The sequence below is a fragment of the Pseudomonas sp. FEMGT703P genome (assembly GCF_002786345.1).
Taxonomy (GTDB): domain Bacteria; phylum Pseudomonadota; class Gammaproteobacteria; order Pseudomonadales; family Pseudomonadaceae; genus Aquipseudomonas; species Aquipseudomonas peli.
Genome location: NZ_PGCM01000004.1, coordinates 84,185 through 110,013 on the forward strand (window position 1 = coordinate 84,185; position 25,829 = coordinate 110,013).

The 25,829-nt window shown below is 60.5% G+C and carries 22 protein-coding genes; 2 read left to right on the forward strand and 20 right to left on the reverse strand.

Going from position 1 to position 25,829, the window contains the following annotated elements:
- Positions 1 to 2: 2 nt before the first annotated feature.
- The 19 genes from tssK to CUR33_RS03235 form a co-directional block, all read right to left on the reverse strand.
- On the reverse strand, positions 3 to 1,334 hold the full coding sequence (tssK, locus tag CUR33_RS03145) for a type VI secretion system baseplate subunit TssK (RefSeq protein ID WP_289238683.1): 1,332 nt from the start codon (positions 1,332 to 1,334) through the stop codon (positions 3 to 5).
- Positions 1,335 to 1,337: 3 nt separating this feature from the next.
- Complete coding sequence (tssJ, locus tag CUR33_RS03150; protein WP_289238684.1) at positions 1,338 to 1,820, reverse strand: type VI secretion system lipoprotein TssJ; 483 nt, start codon at positions 1,818 to 1,820, stop codon at positions 1,338 to 1,340.
- 5 nt (positions 1,821 to 1,825) lie between these two features.
- Complete coding sequence (gene tagH / locus CUR33_RS03155; RefSeq protein WP_289238685.1) at positions 1,826 to 3,022, reverse strand: type VI secretion system-associated FHA domain protein TagH; 1,197 nt, start codon at positions 3,020 to 3,022, stop codon at positions 1,826 to 1,828.
- A 19-nt stretch (positions 3,023 to 3,041) separates the two neighbouring features.
- On the reverse strand, positions 3,042 to 3,176 hold the full coding sequence (locus CUR33_RS03160) for a type VI secretion protein (RefSeq protein ID WP_289238686.1): 135 nt from the start codon (positions 3,174 to 3,176) through the stop codon (positions 3,042 to 3,044).
- A gap of 44 nt (positions 3,177 to 3,220) precedes the next feature.
- A complete protein-coding gene (locus tag CUR33_RS03165) occupies positions 3,221 to 4,183 on the reverse strand; it encodes a PoNe immunity protein domain-containing protein (RefSeq protein WP_289238687.1) in 963 nt (320 codons plus the stop codon).
- A gap of 7 nt (positions 4,184 to 4,190) precedes the next feature.
- Positions 4,191 to 5,732, reverse strand: a complete 1,542-nt coding sequence (locus tag CUR33_RS03170) for a hypothetical protein (protein ID WP_289238688.1) — start codon at positions 5,730 to 5,732, stop codon at positions 4,191 to 4,193.
- Complete coding sequence (locus CUR33_RS03175) at positions 5,729 to 8,020, reverse strand: type VI secretion system Vgr family protein (RefSeq protein WP_289238689.1); 2,292 nt, start codon at positions 8,018 to 8,020, stop codon at positions 5,729 to 5,731. The genes CUR33_RS03170 and CUR33_RS03175 overlap by 4 nt, the downstream gene beginning before the upstream one ends.
- A 17-nt stretch (positions 8,021 to 8,037) precedes the next feature.
- The gene (locus CUR33_RS03180) at positions 8,038 to 9,549 is read right to left on the reverse strand and encodes a sigma-54 interaction domain-containing protein (RefSeq protein WP_289238747.1); all 1,512 of its coding nucleotides are present in this window, start codon (positions 9,547 to 9,549) and stop codon (positions 8,038 to 8,040) included.
- A gap of 10 nt (positions 9,550 to 9,559) precedes the next feature.
- Positions 9,560 to 12,163, reverse strand: a complete 2,604-nt coding sequence (gene tssH / locus CUR33_RS03185; protein WP_289238690.1) for a type VI secretion system ATPase TssH — start codon at positions 12,161 to 12,163, stop codon at positions 9,560 to 9,562.
- A gap of 11 nt (positions 12,164 to 12,174) precedes the next feature.
- A complete protein-coding gene (tssG, locus tag CUR33_RS03190; protein ID WP_160086082.1) occupies positions 12,175 to 13,182 on the reverse strand; it encodes a type VI secretion system baseplate subunit TssG in 1,008 nt (335 codons plus the stop codon).
- Entirely contained in the window at positions 13,146 to 14,936 is a 1,791-nt protein-coding gene (gene tssF / locus CUR33_RS03195) for a type VI secretion system baseplate subunit TssF (protein WP_289238691.1), read from the reverse strand. Before tssF ends, tssG begins: the two co-directional genes overlap by 37 nt.
- A gap of 30 nt (positions 14,937 to 14,966) precedes the next feature.
- A complete protein-coding gene (locus CUR33_RS03200; protein WP_289238692.1) occupies positions 14,967 to 15,242 on the reverse strand; it encodes a PAAR domain-containing protein in 276 nt (91 codons plus the stop codon).
- Between the two features lie 9 nt (positions 15,243 to 15,251).
- Complete coding sequence (gene tssE / locus CUR33_RS03205; protein ID WP_108489173.1) at positions 15,252 to 15,659, reverse strand: type VI secretion system baseplate subunit TssE; 408 nt, start codon at positions 15,657 to 15,659, stop codon at positions 15,252 to 15,254.
- 8 nt (positions 15,660 to 15,667) lie between these two features.
- Positions 15,668 to 17,143, reverse strand: coding sequence for a type VI secretion system contractile sheath large subunit (gene tssC, locus CUR33_RS03210; protein WP_108489172.1), 1,476 nt, complete (start codon positions 17,141 to 17,143; stop codon positions 15,668 to 15,670).
- A gap of 24 nt (positions 17,144 to 17,167) precedes the next feature.
- Positions 17,168 to 17,674 carry a type VI secretion system contractile sheath small subunit gene (gene tssB, locus CUR33_RS03215; protein ID WP_160086074.1) on the reverse strand — a complete coding sequence of 169 codons (507 nt, stop codon included), beginning with the start codon at positions 17,672 to 17,674 and terminating at the stop codon, positions 17,168 to 17,170.
- A gap of 33 nt (positions 17,675 to 17,707) precedes the next feature.
- A complete protein-coding gene (gene tssA, locus CUR33_RS03220; protein WP_289238693.1) occupies positions 17,708 to 19,270 on the reverse strand; it encodes a type VI secretion system protein TssA in 1,563 nt (520 codons plus the stop codon).
- A 468-nt stretch (positions 19,271 to 19,738) separates the two neighbouring features.
- The gene (locus CUR33_RS03225) at positions 19,739 to 20,644 is read right to left on the reverse strand and encodes a D-hexose-6-phosphate mutarotase (protein ID WP_289238694.1); all 906 of its coding nucleotides are present in this window, start codon (positions 20,642 to 20,644) and stop codon (positions 19,739 to 19,741) included.
- A 110-nt stretch (positions 20,645 to 20,754) separates the two neighbouring features.
- The gene (locus tag CUR33_RS03230; protein WP_090250797.1) at positions 20,755 to 22,131 is read right to left on the reverse strand and encodes a TRAP transporter large permease; all 1,377 of its coding nucleotides are present in this window, start codon (positions 22,129 to 22,131) and stop codon (positions 20,755 to 20,757) included.
- Positions 22,124 to 22,669, reverse strand: a complete 546-nt coding sequence (locus tag CUR33_RS03235; protein ID WP_090250795.1) for a TRAP transporter small permease subunit — start codon at positions 22,667 to 22,669, stop codon at positions 22,124 to 22,126. Before CUR33_RS03235 ends, CUR33_RS03230 begins: the two co-directional genes overlap by 8 nt.
- 196 nt (positions 22,670 to 22,865) lie before the next feature.
- Between CUR33_RS03235 and CUR33_RS03240 the strand changes: the two genes are divergently transcribed.
- Positions 22,866 to 23,966: a TRAP transporter substrate-binding protein gene (locus tag CUR33_RS03240; protein ID WP_090250792.1), complete on the forward strand. Its 1,101-nt coding sequence runs from the start codon at positions 22,866 to 22,868 to the stop codon at positions 23,964 to 23,966.
- A gap of 59 nt (positions 23,967 to 24,025) precedes the next feature.
- On the opposite strand, the gene CUR33_RS03245 is transcribed toward CUR33_RS03240, so the two are convergent.
- Positions 24,026 to 24,427 carry an acyl-CoA thioesterase gene (locus CUR33_RS03245; RefSeq protein WP_090250791.1) on the reverse strand — a complete coding sequence of 134 codons (402 nt, stop codon included), beginning with the start codon at positions 24,425 to 24,427 and terminating at the stop codon, positions 24,026 to 24,028.
- A gap of 312 nt (positions 24,428 to 24,739) precedes the next feature.
- Between CUR33_RS03245 and CUR33_RS03250 the strand changes: the two genes are divergently transcribed.
- Positions 24,740 to 25,705, forward strand: a complete 966-nt coding sequence (locus CUR33_RS03250; protein ID WP_282874639.1) for a PstS family phosphate ABC transporter substrate-binding protein — start codon at positions 24,740 to 24,742, stop codon at positions 25,703 to 25,705.
- The last annotated feature ends 124 nt before the right edge of the window (positions 25,706 to 25,829 follow it).

Consider the following 25,829-nt stretch of genomic DNA (forward strand, 5'->3'; position numbering starts at 1 on the left):
CGTCAGTTCCTGATCGCCCAGAATTTCATCTCAAGCCCGGAGAACTCGCCGGACACGTGGAAAGCGAAGCCGCCGGAGCGTTCCAGCTGCGCCAGTTCCTCTGAGCCCAGTTCCAAGGCGAAGTAGGTCTTGCCCGAGTGGAAGGGGATCTGCCGTGGCGCCACGGGCATCGGTTTGACCTTGATGCCGGGCAGGTGCAGGTTGACCAGTTGGCGAATCTGCTCCACTGGGCCGACCTTGAGGTGCGCCGGCAGGCGCTGGCGCAGTTCTTCCGAGTCGCACTGGGCGCTGGCGGCGAGGACGAAGGTGGAGGTGGCGAGCAGTTTGTGATCGTGCAGCGGCGACACCTGAATGCCGTACTGACGCTGTTGCAGGAGCATTTCGATGGCGTGCTGTTCCAGCACCATCGACAGCACCTGGCGGATTGCATCCATCAGCTTGCGGAAGCTCAGGCCTTGATCGCTGTGCAGATAACGGCCTTCCAGGCGCGGGCGTTTGATCTCGCTGGAGAAGGTCGCCAGCTCGCCGAGCAGGCCGAGCAATTCGCGGTAGATCTGCTCCGGATGCACCTGCTCGATGCCCAGGTAATGACGCAGTACCGGTTCGAAGCGGTTGATCAGCTGCAGCATCATAAAATCGCCGACTTCCGCACCGCCGACCTTGCCGGTAGCGCGAATACGTTCGGCAAGAATGTCGCCACGGTGGGCGAGCATGCTGATCACTTCCTTGAGGCAGCTGAGCAGGTAGCCGGAAGCCTGGAAGTTGACGTAGGTCGGAATAAATTCCGGGTCGATGCTGATCACCCCGTCCGGGGTGGTATCGAGCACGTCGCACAGCTGCAATTTGACGTAGGCCTGGTCGCTCTGTTGCTCGCCGAGCAGCAGGCGGAAATCCGGGCGGCCGCAGCTGACCTGACTCGATGCGCTGTCGCCGGCGTTGGAGTCGGTCACTTCTTCATCGAAGGCGGTAAAGCGCGCCAGCACGTCCTGCTGCTCCGGGCGGCGGCTCTCGATATGGTTGCCGGTAACCAGGGGCAGTGCCAGATACACCGGGGTGTTGCCGGTGTTCGGCGGCACGTCGAGGGCCAGCGGCTCGCGCTCGGCGCCGATGTCGAACAGGGTGCCGTCCGGCAGGATGCCGCTGGCCTTGCTCACCACCAGCTTGCCCATATTGAGGAACTGGCGGTCGATCTCCAGCTCGAAAAAGCCCCAGGCATAGCTGTCGAGCTTCTGCGTGCGGGTTTTCAGCTGGTAGTCGTAGTAACGGTCGTTCTGCTGGAAGTGCTGCGGGCGCAGCAACATGCCTTCCTGCCAGACCACTTTATGCATGGCCATGGCTTATTCCTCTTCCTTGTTGGCGTCGTCCTGGGCCTTGATGCCCAGGGCATCGAGGGTCAGCACGCTGCTGTTGCGTTCCCGCTCCTGCAGCGGAATCACCACGCGCCAGTTGCTTTCTGGCAGGTCGCGGTAGGCCGCCAGCACGCCGACATAGCGGCTGCCCGGTTGTACCGAGAGCTTCATTTCGCGTTGCTCGCCTGGGCGCAGCTCCAGCTCTTCGAGCACCACCATGTCCGGCGACAGGGCTTCTTTCGGGCGCTGATAAAGCGAGAAGAAATCGGCGGTCTCAAAGGCCACCGGGTGCTTCAGCTCAATCAGGCGCAGGACGATCGGCGAAGGGCGGCCGTTGAGGTCCGGGTTGAGCTCATCGCTGCCGTTGAGGGTCAGGTCGAGCTTGGTCATATCCGAATAGGGCGAAAGCGCCGCGCAGCCAGTGAGGCTGAGCATGGCGGCCAACAGGGCCAGGCAGGTGAAACGGTGCATGGAGATCATCCTTGAACGTCGTTGTTGAGGGTGGCGATCAGGCGAACCTGTTCTTCGTAGGTGTTGGCGAAGTCGCGGGCGAACAGGCGGTCGCTCCAGTCGTCGTTCTGCTCCAGGGCGCTGTGCAGGCGACGGTAGGCGCGCCAGCGGCTGCCGGCGGTGGCGATCAGCGGCTTGCGGCCCTCGCGCTCGAAACGCAGGCTCAGTTGCTCCGGCGACAGTTGCTCGAACATGCCCTTGACTGCCGCGCGGCTGGCAGCGAGCAGCGCGACCTGGTGAGCCTGCAGATCACGGAAGCTGCGGCTGATGGTCTGCTCAGCGCTCAGTTGCCCGGCCTTGCCGCCACGCAACAGGGCGCTCAGCGCTTCACTGCTGTCGGCGGTGTGCTTGAGCGGGTTGTTGCCGGCGCTCTGCACGGTGGTCAGGGCTAGGCGCAGTTCGTTCTTCAGCTCGCTGCGGGTGCGCAGGCTTTGCTGCAGGCTGCCGATGCTCTGCTTAAGTAGCTTGGCGCTGTGGATGGCCAGGGCTTCGCGGGCATCGTCATCGAGATCATCGAGTTTGACCCCGAGGGCCTCGGAGAATTTTTCCCAGAAGGTCGGCGGCAGTCGCACCGGTTCCGGTGCACGCTTGGGCTGCGGCTCAGGCGTGGGCATTACCAGCGCAGGCACCAGCAGGTTTTCTTCATCAATCTGCGCATAGTCACGCTGCTGCGCCTGCACGTTATGCGGACGCAGAATCGCCGTCAGGTCATCGACCTCTGCGTATACGCGCTCCTGCTGGTCGATGGCGGTGAGCGGGTCGAGATCGAGAAAGGCATCGTCCGGGATGATGCTGCCGGCCGGCTGCGCACGGCCGATATCACCGGCAAACATGGCCGGGTCCTGAATCAGCCGCGCACGCAACTCGAAATCGCCAAAGCAATACACGCTGCCATGCTCAATACGCTGGGCCTCGCCCTTGCGCAGGCTGGCGCCGCTGTCTTTCAGCTGGATGCCATTGCTGCTGGTATCGGTCAGATAGAACGAGCCATTGCGGTAGCTCACCTCGGCATGCCGGCTGGACAGCACACGCTTGCGATCCGGAATCACCCAGTCGCATTCCTCCGCCCGCCCAATAATGCCGCCGGCCTGCTTGAAGGTTTTGGTGGTCAATAGACCTGGCACGAACTGCTGTGCACTGACCACATCGAAGACCAGTTCCATGGTTGTTAACTCCTTGCGGTCAGTTGCCGCGTTTCACTGCTTGCGGTTCGCCCAGCGGGCGGTATTCGTCATCGTTGAACTTGTAATTGCCGCTGCAGGCGGAGAGGCATAGAGCCAGGGCGAGCAGGGCGGTTGGGTAATAACGTTTCAGCATCGGTTGCTCTTCTCTTTTAAGTGCGAAAGGTGGGTAAGCAGATATCAGGCATCGTCTTCGCCGGACCAATACCAAAGCGTCGCGCCCCAACGGGAACCGTCGAAAGCAGGCATGATTTCGCCCTGCTTGAACGCACGCCGGGAATTGGCTTGTGCCGGGGTAAACCAGTAGCCCGCTTTGGGGCAGGGTTGCCCGGATTCGATGCGGCCGGTCTTTGCAGAGTTAGGCGACGAACTGAAATTACGGGCGTAAGCGACCAGGTCTTTGGGGTAGACCATATGATCGACTTCGCTGTCGTCGATGTCGTAAAGAAAGGCAATGGCAGCGGCTTCGAAGGCCCAGTAGCCGTAATAACTGCCCTCGTCGCCGTCGATATCTAGGTGGGTGTCATGCCAATTGGTTTGCTTGTCTTCAAAAGCGCTGTACCACTGATCGCAATAAAGCTTCAGTAATGCGGATGCCTCTTCTTTGGTGGGTGCATAAATAGCTCGGATTAGCGGCGTATAAATATCGTGATACCACTCATCCAAGTCATTGCGGCCAGGTAAAACTTTGCGTAGTAGATCTTCATACAGCGTGTCTTCACCGGCATAACCGGCGTTGTCTAACAAGGCGACAAAGCGCTGCAGCAAGTCGATCCGATGCAGCAGAATGCAGAGACTTATAACCTGTACGCACTCTTCGTATTGTCCAGGCCAATCGTCGATGGCGAGGGGTGAAATATTGGGAAGCTGCTCTTGTATCTCCAGTGCTCTCTGGTAATTTTCGTAGTTATCGATCAATTTTTCCAGCGACGGAATAAGCACATCAATGGGCTCGCCGGCTGTATATTGAATAAAAATCTTATCAAGTGCAGCGGATTGAATATCTCGAGCCTTGAGGGCTGCCTCTTGCTCGGCAGAGTCAGACTCCATTGAGTTGTTAGCCCAAAAAGATTCTGTTCCTTCACATAACGCGAGTACGCTCTTGTAGTAGCCAGGGGTAATAAATTTTTGTCTTCTTTGCATAGATAAGTTACTCAATAGCCAGAGTAGTTAATTTGCCGTGCTTGGCGACGAGAGATTTCTTCTTCTTATTAACGGCTTGAGTTATTTCTGCATCGTCATAGTGAAAGGCAGCATGCTCTGCATGCTCGTTTTTTTGCCCTGATAGTTTTGCCTCAGCGTGGCTTTTAGGGCTTCCACTTGGGTGATATAAAGGTGAAAAAAACAAGTGCCTATTGTATGAGGTTAGAATTATTTGGTATGTGCTTCGAGGAAATGACTTGATTATGTTCTCGTATATCCATTCTTTGCTCATTTGCACAAGAATGCGATTGCCCTTATTAGGTCGCGCCGCTTGGTTCGAGGCCTGAGGTGTGGATGGCGTTGTTCCTTGCTTTCCACCAGACTTATTCTTTTTCTTTTTGGATGGCGGGTTTGGGGTTACATCCTCCTCACGCGGCTCTAAAAGCTCACTGGGATCTGCAATTCCCGAAACGCCTAATTTGGAGGTGATACCTGGTTTGCGCTTATTGTTCAGCTTACGCAGGAACTTTGGAGCGTCCTCATCCTTACTCGCCTTTGCTTCGACAATGGCGAATTTCTTCCCACCGTTCGTAGCAGGATTGGCACGCCAAACAGCATCGATACCTGTGCCGTTGGCGCCGTCGGTTAGTTTGTAAAGCACGTGGGGCGATTTAGGGCTGCCGCCTTTCGACAGCTTGCCCATCTTGCGGGTGCTTGGCTTGCCTTCCAGCCACTGGCCTTCGACGCCCTTGTCGTGACCATCCCAGTCTTTGCCCCAGCCGAATTCGTCGGCGCAAATGTAGTCGGCGATATGTTCACCGCTGACTCCTAAGCCTTCGTTAGTTAGGCTGGAGAGTGTTTGGGTGCCGAGGCTGGAGTTATCGATTTTGTTGGAGTGAGTTTGGCTCGCCCCGTCTTTGCCCTCTGCGGCCACTTGCCCATCTTTGGCGGCGGGCTTTTGCCCTTGGCGTGGACCTCTTCCAGCCGATGCAGCCGCGCTATTGCGTTGTATACGTTTCCACTTGGTCAGGCGTTTTTCGACGATCCCGACAAGAGCAGGCATGCTGTCTCGTGAAGTAGAAAGTACCGTCAATACGGCGCTTTGCATCCATGCGGGCAGGTTTTTGAATGCAGATGAGCCTTTTACCCCAGAGATGATTTCGTCCAGTTCGGCACGCAGGGCACCTGCGTTAAATACCTGTGCCAGCAGCTCTTCCGGACTGGTTTTGACACCACACTCCTGCAGAACAAAGCGCAGCAGGTCAAACAACACAGGTGCAAAACGTTGAGGATCCTTGTTGACAATACGCAGGCTTTTTTTCAGGCCGTCGCCCGGCCCTGGAATCCAACCGATGATGGCCATTAGCAAGTCAAACTGGGCGTCTTCTTTGCCCTGGGCAGTCTTCTCGTTGTAGAGATGGATACACGACTCAACCGTGTCATAGGCATCAATCGCTTGGCCTAGGAAGGGCACTGCACCTAGTGCAATACCAGCAGCCAGTTCGGTTAATGCTTCGTTGTATGCCGCCTGCTTTTCTCCAGTGCTCATGCCAGCCTCCCTGCTGCTTGCTCAACCAATTGCTGTAAATCAACTTGACTGGGGTCCAGTCCAAGCTTGCGCAAGTCGTCCTCAATACTTGCATCGGTAACGTCGACTGCCTTGACCGACTTGCGCACGAATGGGCGCGGGTCTTCGCCGTACCACACCTTGGCCGGCCCAGGCGGTACATCTTCTAGCCGGGCGAAACCGTCCGTGTCTAAAACGCCCTCACGAACAGAACCATCTGCAAACTCGACGCGGTAAGCTGCACCCGGCACGGGCTCCAGGTTCTTGTAGTGCAGGTTCAATTCCAACCAAGTGGTGTTGGCGTTGGCGCTATCGAGCAGATTGCCCGCCTTATCCGCATCCGCTGCCCCCGGAATAGTGGGCGGCAGGATAGCAATGCCCGAGCCTTTACCTGGCGCTCCGCCAGAGTTGATCTTGATCGTCGCGCCGCTGAGCGTGACGCCGCCTGGGTCGAGTTTGAGGAAGCTGCCACCGCCCGATGCAGTGAGTTCCATGCCGGCGTCGATGACCACTTTGTTGCCGGCGTAGTAGTGAATTTCGTTGCCGGCTTCGACGAACTGGCCGACGCCGACTTTCACATGTTGTTTCTGCCCGACTGTGAGGTGGTCGTTGCTGCGGGTTTCCACTTTGCGGTCGGCGTGGGTGGTGCGGTGTTCTTCGGCGAGAAACTGGCTGTAGCTGTTGGCTTCGACCGTGTCGTGGCGTTCGTGGCCGATGCGGATCTTCTGGTCGTGCTCGATGTTTTCGTCCCAGTCGCGCCGGGCGTGCAGATAGATCTGTTCGGCGCCTTTCTTGTCTTCAATGCGCAGCTCGTTGTAGCCGCCACCGCCTGGGCTACTCAGGGTTTTGAACAGGCTACGGGTCTTGTTTGCTGGCAGCGCGTAGGGCACGACGTGGGCTGCGTGGTACAGGCAACCGGTGACCAGCGGCTGATCGGGATCGCCTTCGAGGAAGGTCACCAGCACTTCCATGCCGATGCGTGGGATGGCGATAGCTCCGTAGCCATCGCCGGCCCAGCTGGAGGACACGCGCAGCCAGCAGCTGGTGGTGTCATCCGCCTGGCCTTCGCGGTCCCAGTGAAATTGCACTTTGACCCGGCCGTACTGGTCGCAGTGGATCTCTTCACCTGCCGGCCCGGTGACCACAGCGGTCTGGCTGCCCAGCACCTTGGGTTTCGGGTGCTTCAGCGCTGGGCGATGCAGCACATCCCAGGGCGTGGCGCTGAAGCGGTTGCGATAACCCTGCTGGAAACCGTCGCTGACCTGGGTGTGGCTGGTGACGGACTCTTCCAACACTTGCGGCTGTTTACCTTCATGGCTGATTTCAGTCAGCAGCCAGAGCTGGTTCCAGTCATCACGAGGGTGCTCGCTAAGGCTGAGGAAGTGGCCGCTGACCAGCAGCGGCTGATCGCTTTCACCGCAGGCCAGTTCGTAGTCGCTGCGGTGGCGTTCCAGGTTGCGTTTGGCCAGGTGTTTGCCGCGCTCGCGTTCAACAAAACTGCCGGGGTAGTCGTAGTCCTCAAGGTCAGGCTGGAACTCGCTGTTGAAGGCGGCTTCCATCAGCAGCTTGGGTTTTTCGAAGTTGTAGTCGCGGCGGGTGACGCGGTTGCTGCGGGTTTCCAGGCGCAGGGCGAAGCGCTTGATCACCGGGTCGTCGGCGACCAGGCCGCTGTCCTGCTGGTACGCGGTGGGCGCTAGTTTGGGGAACACCGTCTGATCATCGCCGAAGACCAGCACATGGCCCTGTTCGCTGTGCTGGAAGTGGTAATGAATACCTTCTTCTTCGCACAGGCGCTGGATAAAGTGCAGGTCGCTTTCGTCGTACTGCACGCAGTATTCGCGCGCCGGGTAGACGCTGGGGCCGAACTGGAATTTGTAGGCATTGCTCTGGATGCCGTGCTCTTCGAGCACCTGGCTGATGATCTTTTCCACGCTCAGGTGCTGGAAGATCCGCTGATTGATGCGGTGCGCCAGATAGGCCAGCTGCGGGCGCAGGGTGACGTGGTAGCGGGTTAGGCGCTGCCCGGAGTCGCCCTGGGCGATGCGGTAGATCAGGCCGTGAATGCCACTGCCGTCCGGGCTGATAGCGAGAAAAGCCGGCTGGTGCAGCAGGCTTTCTAGGTCGAGATCGGGGCGCTCGCTGATCAGCTCCAGCTCGAACACGAACGGCTGGCTGATGGCTTCACGGCCGGTAAATTCGAGCACCTGCAGATCGTGGCTGGCACCTTCGATGCTCAGGCTGAAATGGGACTGATTGGCGGCGTTGAACATGCTCTTCTCCTTAAGCCTTACACGTCAGCCGGGCTGATATTCAGCCGCTGCATGCGGTACAGCAGGGTGCGGCGCGGTAGGCCCAGCTCGCAGGCGGCGCTGGTCTGGTTGCCACGGTTCTTGCGCAGGCAGTCGAGCAGCAGGCTGCGTTCGACGCGCTCCATGCGCTCGCGCAGGTTCATGCCGGGCTCATCGTTGCTGCCGGCCTGGCGCAGGTCGAAATGTTCTGGCAGCAGCTCGCCGCCTTCACACAGCAGCACTGCACGTTCGACCAGACCTTTGAGCTCGCGCACGTTGCCGGGGAAGGGGTAGCGGGCCAGGTGATCGAGGGTGCTATCAGCCCAGCGGCACTGGTTACGCTGCAGAAAGGTGCTGGCCTTGTCGGCGAAGTAGCGCGCCAGAGTGAGGATGTCCTGATCGCGCTCACGCAGGGCCGGCAGTTCGATGGGGAACTGCGCCAGGCGATAGAACAGGTCTTCGCGGAAACGGCCTTCTTCCACCAAGTTGCGCAGGTTGTGGTGAGTGGCGGCGACGATGCGCACATCGACCTTGTGCGTGGCGGTGGAGCCCAGCGGGCGCACTTCGCCTTCCTGCAGCACGCGCAGCAGTTTGGCTTGCAGGCTGAGCGGCATATCACCGATTTCATCGAGAAACAGGGTGCCGCCATTGGCCGCATCGAACAGGCCCTGATGGTCGCGGTCGGCGCCGCTGAAGGCGCCTTTGCGGTAGCCGAACAGTTCGCTTTCCAGCAGGTTTTCCGGCAACGAGGCGCAGTTCTGTACGACAAAGGCTTTGCTGCGACGGAAGCCACAGTCGTGGATGGCGCGGGCCACCAGCTCCTTGCCGGTGCCGGTTTCGCCCGCCAGCAAAACGCTGACTGGGTTGTGCAGCACCTTGCCGATCATCTGATACAGCGCGCGCATCGGCGCACTGTCGCCAATCAGGCCATAGCCGCTGGCGCAGGGCGTGCTGACCACGGCAACCGGTTGCTCGCTGCGTGGCGAACGCAGGCGCTGCAGCAGATGCAGTTGGGCGACAACAAAGCTGCCCAGATGGCCGAGCGAGTCGGCAAAACCCTGCAGTTCACGCGAGCGCTGGCTGGCAATCAGCAGCAGGCCGGTGACGCCTTTCTGCTCATCCAGTAGCGGTTGGCACAGCAGGCTGCGCCAGGGTTGCTGCGCCTCGGGGAGGAAGCCGGTCTGGTGCAGGCTGCTGTCCAGTTCATTGAGGCTGAGCGTCTGGTTCTGGCACAGGCAGTATTGCAGCAGTTGTTCGCCGTCGTAGTCGCTGGACAGGCTGGCATCCGCGCGCGGCTGCAGTAGGCCGTCCTGCCATTCAGCAGACAGGGTCAGGCGGGTGTGGGTGTCGTCGAGCAGGTACAGCTGGCTCAGTTCGCTGCCGGACAGCTGCGCGGCGCTTTCCACCAGGCCGCCGAGCAGGGCGTTGCTATTGGCCGCGCGCGCCAGCGTGGCGAAGCGTTGCAACAGCGCTTCGGCATAGCGCAGTGGCTGCGGCACCTGGCTGAACATCAGCGACACGTTAAGCGAACTCACAGACCACCGTCCCTTCGCCGTCCAGGGTGGCGTGTACGCGTTGCAGGCTTTCGCCGCTGGCCATGGCGTCGAGCAGGCGGTCGACCACCAGCGGTTGCAGGTGCTGGTCGATCAGGTGATCGATCAGGCGCGCGCCGCTGTCGCTGTGGCTGCAACGGTCGGCGAGGTTTTCCAGCAGCGCCGGGCAATGGCTGAACTGCAGCTGACGGCGTTGCAGGCGCTCGCCGAAACGCGCGAGCTTGAGGCCAACCAGCTCGTTGAGCACCTCGCCATTGATCGGGTAGTACGGCACCACGCGCATGCGGCCGAGCAGTGCCGGTTTGAAGTGCTGGGTCAGGGTCGGGCGAATTGCCTGCTCCAGGTCTTCGGCATCTGGACGCTGGCCGCCCTCACAGAGGCTGGCGATACGCTCGCTGGCGAGGTTGCTGGTCATCAGGATCAGGCAATTGCGGAAGTTGATCTCGCGGCCTTCACCGTCGTTGGCCACGCCTTTGTCGAAGATCTGATAGAAGACGTTCATCACGTCCGGATCGGCTTTTTCCACTTCATCGAGCAGCACCACCGAGTAAGGCTTCTGCCGCACGGCTTCGGTGAGCATGCCGCCTTCGCCATAGCCGACGTAGCCGGGTGGTGCGCCGATCAGGCGGGAAACAGTGTGCTTCTCCTGGAATTCGGACATGTTGATGGTGGTGAGGAAGCGCTCGCCCCCATACAGCAGATCCGCCAGGGCCAGTGCGGTTTCGGTTTTACCGACGCCGCTGGGGCCGACCAGCAGAAACACGCCGACCGGCGCATCGGTGCGATTAAGGCCGGCGGCGGTGGCGCGCATGGAGCGGTCCAGCGCGGCGATGGCTTGCGCCTGGCCGCGTACGCGCAGGCCGAGGTCGTGGGCGAAGGTCAGTACCTTGCTGTTGTGTTCGCGGGCCAGCTGGCTCAGCGGTACGCCGGTCCAGTGGCTGATCACTTCGGCTACCAGGCGCGGGCAGACTTCAAAACTGACCAGGCGCTCATTCACCTGAGCGCTGGCCAGCTCGGCTTGCACGGCGCGCAGCTCGCCTTCCAGTTGTTCCAACTGCACGGCTTGGCCGTCGCTGTTCTCGGCGTCGCTAGTATTCTGGCGCAGGCTGGCGCATTGCTTGCGCAATTCCAGCAAGCGCTCGGCCAGTTCACGCTGCACCGCCCAACGGGTTTCGATCTGCTCCAGTTCGGCGCGGGCCTGGCTCAGGCGTGCTTCGAGCTGGTCGAGGATTTCACTGTCGATGTTCAGGCCGGCTTCCATATCGCGGCCCATGGCCTCGCTCTGCCGTTCACCTTCGGCGATCTCGCCGCGCAGGCGCTCCAGTGCTTCCGGGGCGGCGGCCAGGCTGATGCGTACCCGCGCGCAGGCGGTGTCGAGGACATCGACGGCTTTGTCCGGCAGTTGGCGGCCAGCCAGGTAGCGCGCGGACAGCTCGGCGGCGGCGACCACAGCGTCGTCACGCAGGTAGATGCCATGGCTCTTTTCATACACTGGTGCCAGGCCACGGAGGATGGTCACGGCTTCATCGACGGTCGGCTCATGCAGTTGCACCAGCTGGAAGCGGCGGGCCAGGGCCGGGTCCTTCTCGAAGTACTTCTTGTATTCGCTCCAGGTGGTGGCGGCGATGGTGCGCAGCTCGCCACGCGCCAGGGCGGGCTTGAGCAGGTTGGCGGCATCGCCGCTGCCGGCCTGGCCACCGGCGCCAATCAGGGTGTGGGCTTCATCGATAAACAGGATGATCGGCTTGGGCGAGCATTTGACCTCATCGATCACGCTCTGCAGGCGGCGTTCGAATTCACCTTTGACGCTGGCGCCGGCTTGCAGCAGGCCGAGGTCCAGGCACAGCAGTTCGACACCCTTGAGCGCGGCCGGCACTTCACCGGCGGCGATACGCAGGGCCAGGCCTTCGACGATGGCGGTTTTGCCGACACCGGCTTCGCCGACAACGATCGGGTTGCTTTTACGGCGGCGGGCGAGGATGTCGATCATCTGGCGGATCGCGCCGTCGCGGCACAGCACCGGGTCGAGCTTGCCGTCACGGGCTTGCTGGGTGAAGTTGTGGGTGAAGCGCGAGAGGTTCGATTCGCCACCGGCAGCCGGCTTGCCTGCGGCGGTTTGCGGCTGCTGAGCCATGGCGAATTCGCGCAGGCGCTCGGCATTCAGCTTGGCCAGCAGTGGCTGATAGTGGCTGCCGGCATAGCGCATCGGGTTGCGCAGCAGGGCGAGGATCAGCGCGGCTTCATCAATCTGGCTCTGGCCGAGTTCCAGGCTGGCAACCAGCAGAGCGTCCTGCAGCCATTGCACCAGTTCGGTGGCAAACACCGGGTTGCGCGATTCGCTGTGTTCGCCACGCGGTTGCAGCGCACGGGCCAGTTCACCGGCGTCCACTTCGGCATCCTGCAGGGCGCGAGGCAGCAAGCCTTCGGGACGCTCAAGCAGGCCGAGCAAGAGGTCTTCCACGAGAATTTTGCTGCCGCCGCGGATTACGCAGCGCTCGGCGGCGGTTTCCAGGTCCTGTTTGCTGGCAGCGTCGAGGGCTTGCACCAGTTGCTGTAAATCGACGTTGATCATTTCATCAATCCTTAATGAGCTTTGCTGCCGAGGGTGACCACGCCGTCTGCGTTGTCACGCCCCAGCCAAGTGGTCCAGCCCAGTAGGCAGGGGTTGTCCGCGCCGAGGCGCAATTCGCGTATTTCGTCCTGGCGCAGCTCCAGACGGATGTCGTAATCCAACGGGTCGCGCAGGGTGAAGCGCACCAGCGCGCAGAGCGGTTGGTAGCCGCTGCCGATAGGCAGAAATTCATGAAAACGATCCCAGTTCAGCTGGCGTACATGGATGCGGAACTTGCCGCCGCGATCGCGTACGAACTCGCCCAGTACCAGGCTTTCGCCCAACTGGCTGTTGGCCAGGCCGAGGCGGTTGCGCTGTTCACCGAGGATTTCCACCTGGCGCTCCAGGCACTGTTCGATATGCAGGTCGGCGTGCTTGAAGTAGTAGCGCAGCACCGACTCGATCAGCGCTGCCGAGTGGGCGCGCAGGCTGAGCAGGCCGAGGTAGGGCAGCAGGCGTTTCCAGTTCAATTCTTGCGCCTGGCGAATGGTTTCACCGCCCAGGCCGATCAGGGCAAACAGGTGCGCGGAGAACGGGTCGACCGCGCCGCTCTGGAAACGTGTGTGGTAGCGGTATTTCTGCCAGGTGGGCAGTAACAGGCGCTGCAGGCGGTTGTTGAACAGGTCGAGGAAATCCCGCGTTGGGTTGCCGTCTTCACTGTCGCCCAGCGCCTGTTCACCGTAGAACGCTGGCAGCGGCGAGCCGGCACCAAACAGGCTGACCAGGTTGATGCGCAGACGCGCGCGCAGCTCGCCGTGCTCTTCAAAGAAGTGCACGCGATCGATATCGCTACCGGGGAACCCCATGCTCGGGTTGGCCTGCAGTTCCAGCCGCTGATACAGCGCCTCTTCATCCAGTTCAGGATGGGCGGCGTGCAAGCGTTCCAGCACCAGCTGCACACCCTGAAACAGGCTGTACTCGCGGATGCCCCGGCTAAGCCGGTTTAGAGCAGGGGCTGTAGCCCCATGCGCGGCGTCCATTGGTACACCTCTCCCTGTGTGCTCTGTACGCGCAGCTCGTGATACGAGTTCAAGCTGGCATACAGGGCGAAAAATTCATTGAGTACGGTGGCGAAGAGGAACAGGTCACCCTCGCCGACATAGCCCTCGGGGTTGATCGTCAATTGCGTGCGTACGCCGCGTACCGGCAAGCCGCGATGCAGGCGGTCGACGTGCTGGTGGCTGATGCTTTTCAGGCCGTCGAGCAGGCGTTTGCTGACCTTCTCCGCGTGCTGGTCGTAGTAGCGCGGCAGGTCGTAGGTTTCCAGGATCACCTTGAGCGCGTCGACGTTGGCCAGCGACAGGTAGTTCAGCGACATATTGCTGATCAGCTTCCAGAGAAAGTCGCGGTGCAGCGGCGGCGCATAGCTCGGCGTGACCGCGCTGATATTGCGGAAGGTGAGGAACTCCGGGGTGTCCTCGCAGGGCATGCAGATATCACCGAGGCCCAGCTGGCGCGGCAGGTTCTGATTGGTACAGGTCAGCTCGATGGACAGCGTTTCGTGCTGATCGAGGTTGCGCAGGCCGAAACTCAGGTAGGTTTCCAGGCCGTCGCCAAGCAGCGAAGGTTGCTGACGCACGCTGTAGTGCGGGCGCGCCAGCGGCACGTCGAAGCTGGCGTCGTGCTCGAAGGATTCGAACGGTACGTACTCTTCATACCCCTTGCCGCCGGGCTTCCAGCCGGTGACGCGATCCACCGAGAACACCCCGCAATGCTCGGAGTCGAGCTCCGAGGGCAGCAGCAGATACTGATCCTGCTTGCCGTCTAGGCGAATCGGGATGGCATCGTGGGCGAACAGGTTGACCACCGGCGTGCAATACAGCCGTACGTTATCCAGGGTAGGGCGGATACGTTGCACGCCGGCTTTGTGGATATCGAAACGCAGCTCGATGCCGCGTGCCTGCTTGAGCACGTCTTCCGGCACGCGCTTGAGCACATCCAGGCCGAGCAGGTCGACGAACAGGAACTTGTCCTGGAAGGCGAAGTATTCCTGCAGGTAGCGGTAACCGCGGAAGGTGTTCAGCGGGTAGGGGATCAGCGCCTGATCTTCGGCAAAGCCCACCGGCTGAACATTGCTGGCCGGCAGCTGCAGTGGCACTAGTGGGCGCTCATCGGCCCCCTGCAACGGCTTGCCGGCCGCATTCAGCAGCACCAGCTGCACGCCGCCGAGGTGACGCAGCAGGCTCAGGTACAGCAGCTGGCTGATATAGCGCTCACCGGACAGGTGCAGACGCAACTGCTTGAGGTCGAGATCGCCGAGATGGCCATCGGCACTCATCGCCAGGCGCAGGCTGAGCAGCGCACCGTCACCCTTGACCGAGTAATCCAGGCCATTCAGCGCCAGCGGCAGCACTTCGGTGGCGAAGGCGGTGCGGAAACGGCAGGTCACGCCCTGGATCGGCTTGGATTCCACCGGTGTATGCCGTGGCACTAACAAGGCACCGCCCGGCCGTTTGAGCGGGTCGAACTGCAACATGCTGAACGCCGGCAGCGGACGCATATAGTTCGGCCACAGCAGGTGCATCAGCGAATGGGTCAGCTCCGGCAGCTCATCATCGAGCTTCTGCCGTAGGCGCCCAGTCAGAAAGGCGAAGCCTTCCAGCAGCCGCTCGACATCCGGGTCGCGCCCGCTCTGCCCAAGAAACGGCGCCAACGCAGGGCTGCGCTCTGCAAAGCGCTTGCCGAGTTGGCGCAGGGCGGTGAGTTCGCTCTGGTAGTAGTGGTTAAAAGACATTCAGCAGTTCGTCCTTGTGGCTGTGTCGGCTCAGCCGCCGATCAGCACGGTGCCGGATCCGGCGATCACCGGATTGCCATGGTTGCCCACGGTGCCGAGCACGGTGGCTGGCTTGCCGTTGATCAGCACGGTGGGGATTACCGCGCTGGCCAGGGCGCTGCCGCAGCCGGTGGGGTCGCCCATGCGGGCGGCGGGCAGGCTGTCGAACAGCACGTCGGGCGAGCCGGCGACAATCGGATTGGTGCCGTGGCCGGGAATCGGGCAGGCGGTTGGGTCGCTGACGCGGGCTGCGGGTTTACCGGACATGGGCTCTCCTTAATTGACCTTGACCTGTCCGCTGCCGTCCAGGCGCGCGGAGAAACTGACTTGGCGTTTTAAGCCGTCCACTTCCAGCAGGCCTTCGATGGCAAAGGCCAGGCTCAGCGGGTTGTTGTCGCGGGGCAGGGAAATCACCCGCACGTCGCTTAAACGCGGTTCGTACGCTTCGATAAAGCGTTCGATGGCGATACGTGCCTGCTGCAGCGAATCGTGCAGCGACAGGCGCATATCGTTGAGATCGGGCAACCCGTAGTCGGGCAGCGTTTGCACGCTGCCCGCCCGGGTGCTGAGCATTTTCGCCAGGTGGGTAGCCACCGACGCCATGGCGGCAACCTCGCGGCTCCAGCCAGCGCGCTGGCTGGCTTCACCGCCGAGGCGTTCGAATAGGCTTCCGTACCCGGCCATAAGGATGCTTATTCCTTGTCCAGCTTGCCGACGAGCGACAGGGTGAAATCGGCACCCATGTACTTGAAGTGCGGGCGCACGTTGAGGCTGACGCGGTACCAGCCCGGCTCACCATCAACATCACTAACGATCACCTGAGCGGCGCGCAGCGGACGGCGGCTACGTACTTCGGAACTCGGGTTTTCCTGGTCGGCCACGAACTGGCGGATCCACTTGTTGAGTTCCAGCTCCAGGTCGGTGCGCTCTTTCCACGCGCCGATCTGCTCGCGCTGCAGCACTTTCAGGTAGTGGGCCAGGCGGTTGATGATGAACATGTACGGCAGCTGGGTGCCGAGCTTGTAGTTCAGTTCAGCCGTCTTGCCTTCTTCGCTGATGCCGAAGAACTTCGGCTTCTGCGCCGAGTTGGCAGAGAAGAATGCGGCGTTGTCACTGCCTTTGCGCATGGTCAGGGCGATAAAGCCTTCTTCGGCCAGCTCGTATTCACGACGGTCGGAGACCAGCACTTCGGTCGGAATCTTGGTTTCGATTTCGCCCATGCTTTCGAAGTGGTGCAGCGGCAGGTCTTCTACCGCGCCGCCGCTCTGCGGGCCGATGATGTTCGGGCACCAGCGGAACTTGGCGAAGCTGTCGGTCAGCTTGGAGGCGAAGGTGTAGGCGGTGTTGCCCCACAGGTAATGCTCGTGGCTGTTGGCGACGTTCTCTTTGTAGACGAAGGTCTTCACCGGGTTGTCTTCTGGATCGTACGGGTTGCGCAGCAGGAAGCGCGGTACGGTCAGGCCGACGTAGCGAGCATCTTCCTGCTCGCGGAAGCTCTGCCATTTGGCGAATTGCGGGCCTTCGAAGTGATCTTTCAGATCCTTCAGGTCCGGCAGGCCGGTGAAGCTTTCCAGGCCGAAGAATTTCGGGCCGGCAGCGGCGATAAACGGCGCGTGGGACATGCTGGCGACACTGGCAACGTATTGCAGGGTCTTGACGTCCGGTGCGCTCGGGTCGAAGAAGTAGTTGGCGATCAGCGCGCCGACCGGCTGGCCACCGAACTGGCCGTATTCGGCGGTGTAGATGTGCTTGTACAGGCCGGACTGGGTGATTTCCGGGCTGTCTTCGAAGTCATCGAGCAGATCCTGCTTGGAGGCGTTGATGATCTCCAGCTTGATGTTTTCGCGGAAGTTAGTGCGATCCACCAATAGCTTGAGGCCGCGCCAGGAGGACTCCAGCGCCTGGAACTCGGCGTTGTGGAGGATTTCGTCCATCTGCCGGCTGAGCTTGGCGTCGATCTCCGCGATCATGCGGTCGACCATGGCCTTTTTCACGGGCTCATTTTCGTTCTGCGGCTTCAGCAACTCTTCGATAAAGGCCGACACGCCACGCTTGGCGATGTCATAGGCTTCGTCGTCTGGAGTCAGTTTGGTCTCGGCAATGATGCGGTCGAGGATGCCGAGGTCGGCGGCGCTGCGACCGCTTTCTACTGCTGCACTAGTGCTCATGAATTAGCTTCCTTGTTAATTTAATCAGGAGTCCAGCTTGCCTTGGGCAGCCAGGCCGAGTTCGCCGAGTACGCGGTCACGCGAGTCGTCGTCAGCCAGCACGCTTTCGATGGCTTTGCGGAAGGCCGGGGCGTTGCCCAGTGGGCCTTTCAGAGCTACAAGGGCGTCGCGCAGCTCCATTAGCTTTTTCAGCTCAGGGACCTGGTCGACCAGGTTGGCCGGGTTGAAGTCCTTCATCGAGTTGATGCGCAGCTGCACGGCCATGTCGTCGCCTTCGGCGTCGTCTTGCAGACGATTAGGCACGGCGAACGTCAGGTTGAGTTCCTGCTTGGCCAGCACTTCGTCGAAGCTGTTTTTGTCGATGCTGATCGGCTTGCGGTCTTCGATCTTGCGATCGTCGGCGCGCTGGGTGAAGTCACCCAGAACCATCAGTTTCAGTGGCAGTTCGATCTCTTCCTGAGCACCACCGGTGGCGGGTTTGAAAGTGACGTTGATGCGTTCCTTGGGGGCTACCGAGCCTTCTTTGGCCATGGTCATTCTCCGTTACGGTTATGGCCCGAGGGCCTAGTCCAGTACCACTTCAAGATCGAGGTGGCACAACCTGCGGTAGATCTCTTCCTTGCTTTCACGTATTGCGTGGTTCTGCGGCAACAGCTCACAACAGCTGTGCAGCATGCGCAGTACGTCCAGGGCGAGATCGGGTTCCCAGTCGCCGAGGCCGGTGGCCTGTAGCGTCTGGTCGAGCGATTCGAGTTGGGTCTTGGCCAGTTCGTATTTCTTTGCGCTGTAGCACAGGCGCGCCAGGGTCAGCTGCCAGAAGAAGCGTTCGCGGCCGCCGCGTGCCTTGGCCAGGCCGAGCTTGAGTTGCTGCACCGCCGACTTGAGGCCGTCCTTGCGCAGCTTGGGCAGGGTTTCCTGCAGGGCGATATCCCAAGCCGGGAGGCTGTTGCCCTCGCTGGCTACGGGGGTGTTGTCGCTGACCGGGGCCTGCACGTGTGGCATCACATGGGTGCTGAGCCAGGCGCGGGTCTGCGCGTCGGCGAAGGGGCTGCCGTCGTGGAAGCGCAGTTCTTCCAGGCCGCTCATGCGCTGCATAAATAGTGCGAGCTGGATTTCCACTTCGCGCATCGCCTGCTCGGCATCCAGCTCATGCAGGCACTGCCAGACCAGATGCTGGCCGTCGAGCCAGAAGGGCGCGCGGGCGATGCTGGCTTCCAGGTCGACCAGCAGATCGGCGTACTGGCCGTTCTGGTAGCGCTCCTGATAGCTGGCCAGCTTGTCGGCTGGCAGGCCGCGCAGTGCGGTGATCTGTTCGGCGTTGCGTTCCGGAAGGCTGTCGATGGGCAGCCAGAGCAGAGTGCGGGCTAGGCGCAGGGCGCGCAGGTCGCTGGCTTTTTGTTTCAGCCAATAGGCGCAGAGCGGGCGGGCCTGGTCTTGCAGGCTGCGCAGGCTCTTGTGCGCTTCTTTTTCGCTTTCCACCGGGGCGCCGGGGGTGAGCATCTGGCTGGCAGCCTGCTTGACCTGTGCAATCGCCGCACCGACCGAACCTGGCTCTGGCTGACCCTGGCTGGCGCGCTTGACCAGCTCATCCAGGCGCCGGCACAGCGGCAGCAGCAGTGGCGCATCTTCACCCAGGTGTTCGGCCAGACAGGCTTCCAGGGCGCGCAGTTGTTCGGCCAGGCTGCGGAATAGTGCCAGTTGTTCGCCAATCGGTACGTGCTCGGCCAGCGCCTGTTCCAGGCGCGGAATCAGCCAGCTGATGGCGGCGGCGCGGGTGCGGGCTTTGCGTGGGTGCAGCTCGGTCCAGTGATTGATGCACAGGTAGTGCAGCAGGCTGAAACCGGCCTGCAGACCGGGGAAGGATTCGCGCTGGTAGAGGCCCCAGATCAGCCAGGCGGCGACGCGTAAATCCTTGGAGTGGGCGCTGAGCAAGATCTCGCTGTTTTCGCGGACCTTTTGCCAGTCAATCGCCGCCGTTTCGTGCAGCGCCGTGGCTTTTCCCAGCTCATTTTCGAGAACTTCGTATTCGCTGGAATAACGCACGTCATTACCGGCAAAGTTCCCTTCATTAATAGGGAGTTTGGCCAGCTCTAAATAATGAGCAGTGAGCTTGTTTGAATAGGTCATTCCATGACTCGATTATCGCTGCGGGTAACTTCATTAAAGCTGATTAAGCATTTGAAGACCGTCTTGCTGCGCCCGAAGTGCGCAAAAAGTTGCGCACTTAAATGTGCAACAAGTTGCGCACGTCCTAGTGAGGTGGGCATCCTAGCCCCATGGCTCGTGTCGAACAACCGTTGAAAGTGTGAAATATGTAACAGTGGGAGATATTCGGGGATTAATAGATGGGACGATAGTTCCTAAAAATTGTGAGTGTTTCGTCACAATAAGATGTGCCTGGGAAGTTGTGTAGGTATATGGCTCTATATATGTAAGTAATTGCTTACTGGCAAATTAGTGGCTCGTCACAGAAGTTGCCGAATTGCTGCAAGTTAGTGTGATGCAGTGCAGGTTTTGCCGGGTTGGTCTGTGACCGATGTGCTGCGGCCGAGCCCGAACGGGCTCGGCGAAGGGAGGGCGTAAACCGTTGGTCGGTTAATCGCTACAGGATTCAGCCCAGAGACTCAAACCGAGCTGATGTTGCTCGCCCGGCGCCAGTACGCGGATGTCGTCCAGTACGTTGGCGTGTTCGATACACAGCATGCCGGTCCATGCGTCGGCGGCGAATTGCGAGAGGCGTTGCGCCTTGTCGATCCAGGGGTTCCACAGCACGGCCGAGTTTGAGCCGCTGCTGTGCAGCTGGATGCGCCGCTGCCATGTGCGGTCGAGAATACTCAGCTGCGCTGGGGTGTCCAGGTAAATGCGGTCGGTCTCGCCACTGAACTGCAGCAGACCGTCCTGCTGGCGTTGCTGCCAGTCTTCCAGGGTTTCGATATAGCGGCAGCCGTGCAGGCCTTCGACTGCGACGTTGCGGATATCGCTGACGGCAAAATAGCTGTGCAGCGCCTGGCTGATGGCCAGCGGCGTGTCGCCCAAATTGCGGCTGTTCAGCTGGATATGCAGGCGCTCATCCAGGCGAATGCTCAGGCGCAGTTCGGCGGCGTGGGGCCAGTCGGCCAGGGGCTGAGCTGCGCTGTTGTAGACGAACTCGATTTGGACGCCATCATCGCGGCTGTCGATGCCTTGCAGCTGCCAGTCGAGGTTACGCACCAGGCCGTGGGCGGGCGCAGCGGCAGGCTGCAGATGCATGGCCTGCACCGTCTGCGGGTTGCGTTGCAGGCCGCCGAACCAAGGCCAGCACACCGGCACACCGCCGCGCACACCCTGGCCGCGCTTGTAGGCGGCTTGCTCGCTGAGCCAGATAAGCGGCGGCTGGTCATCTTCCTGGTAGCTGAGTACCTGCGCGCCTTGCTGGCTGATCAGCAGCTCGCGGGTTCCTACGCGTGCGCGCCAGCAGGTCAGTTCGTCCAGTTCAAGGCGTTCAACATGGGATCTGGCCATTGGCGTACTCATAGATATAGGAATTTAAAGAAGTCTATTGGAGCGCAGCTTGCGCGCAGAAAGCAAAACGCCCGTCACTGGGACGGGCGCTTTGATGTTTTTCAGCCGTGTTACTTGCCGTATACCTGCTCCGGTAGCCAGGTGATCAGCCCCGGGAAGATATAGGCGATCACCAGCATCAGGATCTGCAGGAGGATAAACGGCACCACACCTTTATAGATGGTGCTGGTGGGCACCGAAAGCGGCGTGACCCCGCGCAAATAGAACAGCGCAAAGCCGAACGGCGGCGTGAGGAAGGACGTCTGCAGGTTCAGCGCGATCATCACGCCCAGCCACACTGGGTCCAACCCCATGGCCAGCAATACCGGGCCGACAATCGGCACCACCACGAAGGTGATCTCGATAAAGTCGAGGATAAAGCCGAGCAGGAAGATCACCACCATCACCAAGAAGAACGCGCCAAGCACGCCGCCAGGCAACTGAGCGAACACGTCCTCGATCATCGCCTCGCCGCCGAAGCCGCGGAACACCAGGGAGAACAGCGAGGCGCCAATCAGGATGAGGAACACCATGGCGCTGATTTCGGTGGTGCCGTAGGTCACTTCACGCAGCTGGCCGAAGTTCAGCTTGCCCTTGTAGAAGGCCAGCAGCATCGCGCCGACTGCACCGAGTGCGGCTGCTTCGGTCGGGGTGGCGTAGCCGGCGAGGATCGAGCCGAGTACCGCGCCGATCAACAGCAGCGGCGGCACCAGGGCATTGATCAGCTTGCCCCATTCGATCGGGCCCAGCTCTTCTTGCGGCAGTGCCGGCAATTTCTTCGGCTGGAAGATTGCCACCACGATGATGTAGACAATGTACAGACCGACCAGCATCAGGCCCGGAACCAGGGCGCCGACGAACAGGTCACCGACCGAGACGGTCTTTGGCGAGAAGATGCCCATCTTCAGCTGTGCCTGCTGGTAGGCGCTGGACATCACGTCACCCAGCAGTACCAGCACGATGGACGGCGGAATGATTTGCCCCAGGGTGCCGGTGGCGGCCAGGGTGCCGGTGGCAATCGCCGGGTCATAACCGCGGCGCAGCATGGTTGGCAGGGCCAGCAGGCCCATGGTCACCACGGTTGCGCCAACGATACCGGTAGATGCCGCCAGCAGTGCGCCGACCACGCACACGGAAATCGCCAGACCGCCACGCAGCGTGCCGAACAGCCGCGACATGGACTCCAGCAAGTCTTCGGCGACCCTGGATTTCTCCAGCATCACGCCCATAAACACGAACAACGGCACCGCCAGCATGGTCTGGTTGTTCATGATGCCGAACAGGCGGTTGGGCAGGGCGCCCAGGTAGCCGGCATCAAAGGTGCCAGTGACGATACCGATACCGGCAAACAGCAGCGACACACCGCCCAGGGTGAAGGCCACCGGGTAGCCGGCCATCAGGGCCGCGCAGATGCTGATAAACAGCAGAATCGCCATCAACTCAGCCATGGTTCACCTCCGCGACTTGCAGGCGGCCGGTGAGGATATTGGCGAATTTGATCAAGTCAGAGATTCCTTGTAAGACCAGGCTGATCACCAGCACCAGAATGATGCTCTTCTGCAGGTAGACGAATTTCAGGCCGCCCGACTCGCTGGAGCCTTCCAGGGTCGACCAGGAGTTGCCGACGTAATCCCAGCTGCTCCAGCCGAGGTACAGGCACACCGGCAGCAAAAACAGCAAGGTACCGAGGCTGTCGACCAGGGCTTTACGTTTGGGGCTGAACGTCTGATAGAAGATGTCGACGCGCACGTGGCCGTTGCGTTGCAACACCCAGGCGGCGGCGCCCATGAATACCAGTGCGTGGGCGTACAACACGGCTTCCTGCAAGGCGGTGGCGCCGATGCCGAAACCATAACGCAGGATCACCACGATGGCGGTGCCAAGTACCAGAAACAGGGTTAGCCAGGCGCAGGCTTTACCGAAATAGGCGTTGCCAGAGTCGATCAAACGAGCAAGGCCGAGCAGCAGAGGAGGTTTGTCGGACATCATGAGTCCTTATGGTTATGGGCTTTGTGGGCAGGCAGGCCGGCGATTCTAGGCAGGCCTGTACGCATGCGGCAATGGCACTACAACTTTAGTCGTATCCGCTAGGCTTGAGAGTCACTTACCCCTATGTTACTCAGGCGCGGTGGGTCCGCAGTGATCCTGTGGTCAGACCACTACAACAATAAAGGAGCTTTGCATGAAACGTCGTCAAATTCTCGCAGCAGCAGGCGTAGGCCTTGCAGCCACGGCACTGGCCGGCTGTAAACAAGAGGCTGAAACCGCTGGTAAGCCCCAAGAAGGCGCGAGCAGCCAAACCTTCAACTGGAAAATGGTTACCTCCTGGCCGAAGAACTTCCCGGGTGTAGGCGTCGGTGCCGAGCGCTTTGCCAAGCTGGTTGAAGAAATGAGCAACGGCCGCTTGAAGGTCAAGGTCTATGCCGCAGGCGAGTTGGTGCCGGCGCTGGAAGTATTCGATGCTGTGAGCCGCGGCACCGCCGAAATGGGCCACGGCGCGCCTTACTACTGGAAAGGCAAAGTGCCAGCCGCCCAGTTTTTCTGCGCCCTGCCATTTGGCCCTAACGCCCAGGAAATGAATGCCTGGCTGCACAAGGGTGGCGGTATGCAGCTGTGGGAAGAAACCTACAAGCCGTTCGGCGTACTGCCGATGGCCTGTGGTGCGACTGGCGTGCAAACTGCGGGTTGGTTCAATAAGGAAATCAACGGCGTGGCCGACTTCCAGGGCCTGAAGATGCGTACCCCAGGCCTGGGTGGCGAGGTGCTGACTAAGATGGGCGGCACGGTGGTCAACATGCCGGCCGGTGAAATCTTCACCGCGCTGCAAACTGGCGCCATCGACGCCACCGAGTGGATTGGTCCATACAACGATCAGGCCTTGGGCCTGCACAAAGCCGCCAAGTACTACTACACCCCGGGCTGGCAAGAGCCGAACGTCACCTTCGAACTGGATATCAACATCAAGGCTTGGGAAACCCTGCCGGCTGATCTGCAGGCTATCGTCCGCGCCGCCGCTCGCGAAGTGAATGGCGACATGCTCGACGATTACAACGCGAAGAACATGGAAGCCCTGGAGCAGCTCAAAGGCGAGGGCGTAGAAGTACGCCGTCTGCCGGATGAAGTGCTGGCCAAACTCAAGGAAGTGGCCGCCGAAGTGGTCGATGCCAGCGCCGCCGCCGATCCGGTAGCGAGCAAGGTATGGGCCCAGCAGAAGGCTTATCTGCAGCGTCTGTACGACTACGCCGAGTTGAATGAGAAGGACATCTACAACATCCGCGGCTGATTCTTAGCGCACAGCAAAACGCCGGCTCATAGCCGGCGTTTTCGTTTCACCATCGGCAATCAGCGCCGCGCTGGCACCGGGCGCGTGCGACCGCTGCCGTCGATGGCGACGAAGACGAAGACTGCCTCGGTAACCTTGCGCCATTCGCTGGACAGCGGATCGTCGCTCCACACTTCAACCAGCATCTGAATCGAGCTGCGGCCCACTTCCACGGTTTGCGTGTAGAAGGACAGTTGCGCACCCACCGCCACCGGCACCAGAAAGGCCATGCGATCGATAGCCACGGTGGCTACTCGCCCGCCCGCAACCTTGCAGGCCATGGCCGTGCCGGCCAGGTCCATCTGCGATACCAGCCAGCCGCCGTAGATATCGCCAAAACCATTGGTTTCACGCGGCAGCGCGGTGATTTGCAAAGCCAGGTCGCCTTGCGGGATGGGATCTTCCTGTTCGAAATCGTGCATCTATCTAGGCTCGCGGCGCGGTTGTTTTTATTGGCGCGGTACGGGGCTTGGCGGTGGCGGCGAGTTAGGCTCTGCGGCTATCGCGGGTCGGCCCTGCAGGCCCGCGGGAGTGCGGGCGCAGCGAGTATAGCGACTCAGCAGTCGCAGGGCGACCATGGCACTTGGCCGCCTGGGCGTTGCACCTCAGTTCATCGACTGCAGCAAAACATTGGCTGCATTCATCTAACTGTCACATTGATTACATACAGTCGTCATGCGGCCTACAAATACTTGGCCCCGTTCAATCCAACACTAGTTTTCCAGGAGTAAGGCATGAAACTTAAGCGTTTGATGGCGGCCATGACGTTTGTCGCCGCTGGCGTGGCTACCGCCACTGCGGTTGCTGCTGTCGACCCGGCTCTGCCGAGCTACACCAAGACTTCCGGCGTATCGGGCAACCTGTCCAGCGTCGGTTCCGACTCCTTGGCCAACCTGATGACGCTGTGGGCTGAAGAGTTCAAAAAGGAATACCCGAACGTAAACATTCAGATTCAGGCCGCCGGTTCGTCCACTGCGCCGCCCGCTCTGACCGAAGGCACCGCCAGCATGGGCCCGATGAGCCGCCCAATGAAGGATGCCGAGATTCAGGCGTTTGAAGAGAAGTACGGCTACAAGCCGACTGCCGTACCGGTGGCCATCGATGCCCTGGCGGTATTCGTGCACAAGGACAACCCGATCAAGAGCCTCGACATGGCTCAAATCGACGGCATTTTCTCTGCAACTCGCCTGTGCGGTGGCAGCAATGTACAGACTTGGGGTGACCTGGGTTTGACTGGCGAATGGGCTGATAAGCCAATTCAGCTGTTTGGCCGTAACTCCGTGTCCGGCACCTATGGCTATTTCAAGGAAATGGCACTGTGCAAGGGTGACTTCAAAGCCAACGTTAACGAGCAGCCGGGTTCGGCATCTGTTGTGCAGTCGATTTCCAGCACCGTAAACGCTATCGGTTACTCCGGTATCGGTTACAAAACCTCTAGTGTTCGTGCTGTACCGCTGTCGAAGAAAGGCGGCGAAGCCTTTGAGGCCAACGAAGAGAACGCGCTTGCAGGTAAATTCCCGCTGTCGCGCTTCTTCTACGTTTACGTCAACAAGGCGCCGAACAAGTCACTGAGCCCGCTGGACGCTGAGTTCATCAAGCTGGTGCTGTCCAAGCAAGGCCAGGATGTCGTGGTGAAAGACGGCTACATCCCGCTGCCAAAGAAAGTGGTTGATAAAACCCTGCAGGAACTGGGTCTGTAAGACCGGCCTGACTGGCAAGGACGCCTATGTAAGTCGCACGCCCGCCTTCGTTTACGACAGGTGGGCGTTGCTTTGTCAAAGCGCTGTAACTTTTCTGTCATACAGTGTGGTTAAAGTGGCCGCG

Excerpts from the sequence above, each read along its gene's own strand:
- tssK (WP_289238683.1), bottom strand. The coding sequence starts at position 1,334 with ATGGCCATGCATAAAGTGGTCTGGCAGGAAGGCATGTTGCTGCGCCCG.
- tssJ (WP_289238684.1), bottom strand. The coding sequence starts at position 1,820 with ATGCACCGTTTCACCTGCCTGGCCCTGTTGGCCGCCATGCTCAGCCTC.
- tagH (WP_289238685.1), bottom strand. The coding sequence starts at position 3,022 with ATGGAACTGGTCTTCGATGTGGTCAGTGCACAGCAGTTCGTGCCAGGT.
- CUR33_RS03160 (WP_289238686.1), bottom strand. The coding sequence starts at position 3,176 with ATGCTGAAACGTTATTACCCAACCGCCCTGCTCGCCCTGGCTCTATGC.
- CUR33_RS03165 (WP_289238687.1), bottom strand. The coding sequence starts at position 4,183 with ATGCAAAGAAGACAAAAATTTATTACCCCTGGCTACTACAAGAGCGTA.
- CUR33_RS03170 (WP_289238688.1), bottom strand. The coding sequence starts at position 5,732 with ATGAGCACTGGAGAAAAGCAGGCGGCATACAACGAAGCATTAACCGAA.
- CUR33_RS03175 (WP_289238689.1), bottom strand. The coding sequence starts at position 8,020 with ATGTTCAACGCCGCCAATCAGTCCCATTTCAGCCTGAGCATCGAAGGT.
- CUR33_RS03180 (WP_289238747.1), bottom strand. The coding sequence starts at position 9,549 with ATGTTCAGCCAGGTGCCGCAGCCACTGCGCTATGCCGAAGCGCTGTTG.
- tssH (WP_289238690.1), bottom strand. The coding sequence starts at position 12,163 with ATGATCAACGTCGATTTACAGCAACTGGTGCAAGCCCTCGACGCTGCC.
- tssG (WP_160086082.1), bottom strand. The coding sequence starts at position 13,182 with ATGGACGCCGCGCATGGGGCTACAGCCCCTGCTCTAAACCGGCTTAGC.
- tssF (WP_289238691.1), bottom strand. The coding sequence starts at position 14,936 with ATGTCTTTTAACCACTACTACCAGAGCGAACTCACCGCCCTGCGCCAA.
- CUR33_RS03200 (WP_289238692.1), bottom strand. The coding sequence starts at position 15,242 with ATGTCCGGTAAACCCGCAGCCCGCGTCAGCGACCCAACCGCCTGCCCG.
- tssE (WP_108489173.1), bottom strand. The coding sequence starts at position 15,659 with ATGGCCGGGTACGGAAGCCTATTCGAACGCCTCGGCGGTGAAGCCAGC.
- tssC (WP_108489172.1), bottom strand. The coding sequence starts at position 17,143 with ATGAGCACTAGTGCAGCAGTAGAAAGCGGTCGCAGCGCCGCCGACCTC.
- tssB (WP_160086074.1), bottom strand. The coding sequence starts at position 17,674 with ATGGCCAAAGAAGGCTCGGTAGCCCCCAAGGAACGCATCAACGTCACT.
- tssA (WP_289238693.1), bottom strand. The coding sequence starts at position 19,270 with ATGACCTATTCAAACAAGCTCACTGCTCATTATTTAGAGCTGGCCAAA.
- CUR33_RS03225 (WP_289238694.1), bottom strand. The coding sequence starts at position 20,644 with ATGGCCAGATCCCATGTTGAACGCCTTGAACTGGACGAACTGACCTGC.
- CUR33_RS03230 (WP_090250797.1), bottom strand. The coding sequence starts at position 22,131 with ATGGCTGAGTTGATGGCGATTCTGCTGTTTATCAGCATCTGCGCGGCC.
- CUR33_RS03235 (WP_090250795.1), bottom strand. The coding sequence starts at position 22,669 with ATGTCCGACAAACCTCCTCTGCTGCTCGGCCTTGCTCGTTTGATCGAC.
- CUR33_RS03240 (WP_090250792.1), top strand. The coding sequence starts at position 22,866 with ATGAAACGTCGTCAAATTCTCGCAGCAGCAGGCGTAGGCCTTGCAGCC.
- CUR33_RS03245 (WP_090250791.1), bottom strand. The coding sequence starts at position 24,427 with ATGCACGATTTCGAACAGGAAGATCCCATCCCGCAAGGCGACCTGGCT.
- CUR33_RS03250 (WP_282874639.1), top strand. The coding sequence starts at position 24,740 with ATGAAACTTAAGCGTTTGATGGCGGCCATGACGTTTGTCGCCGCTGGC.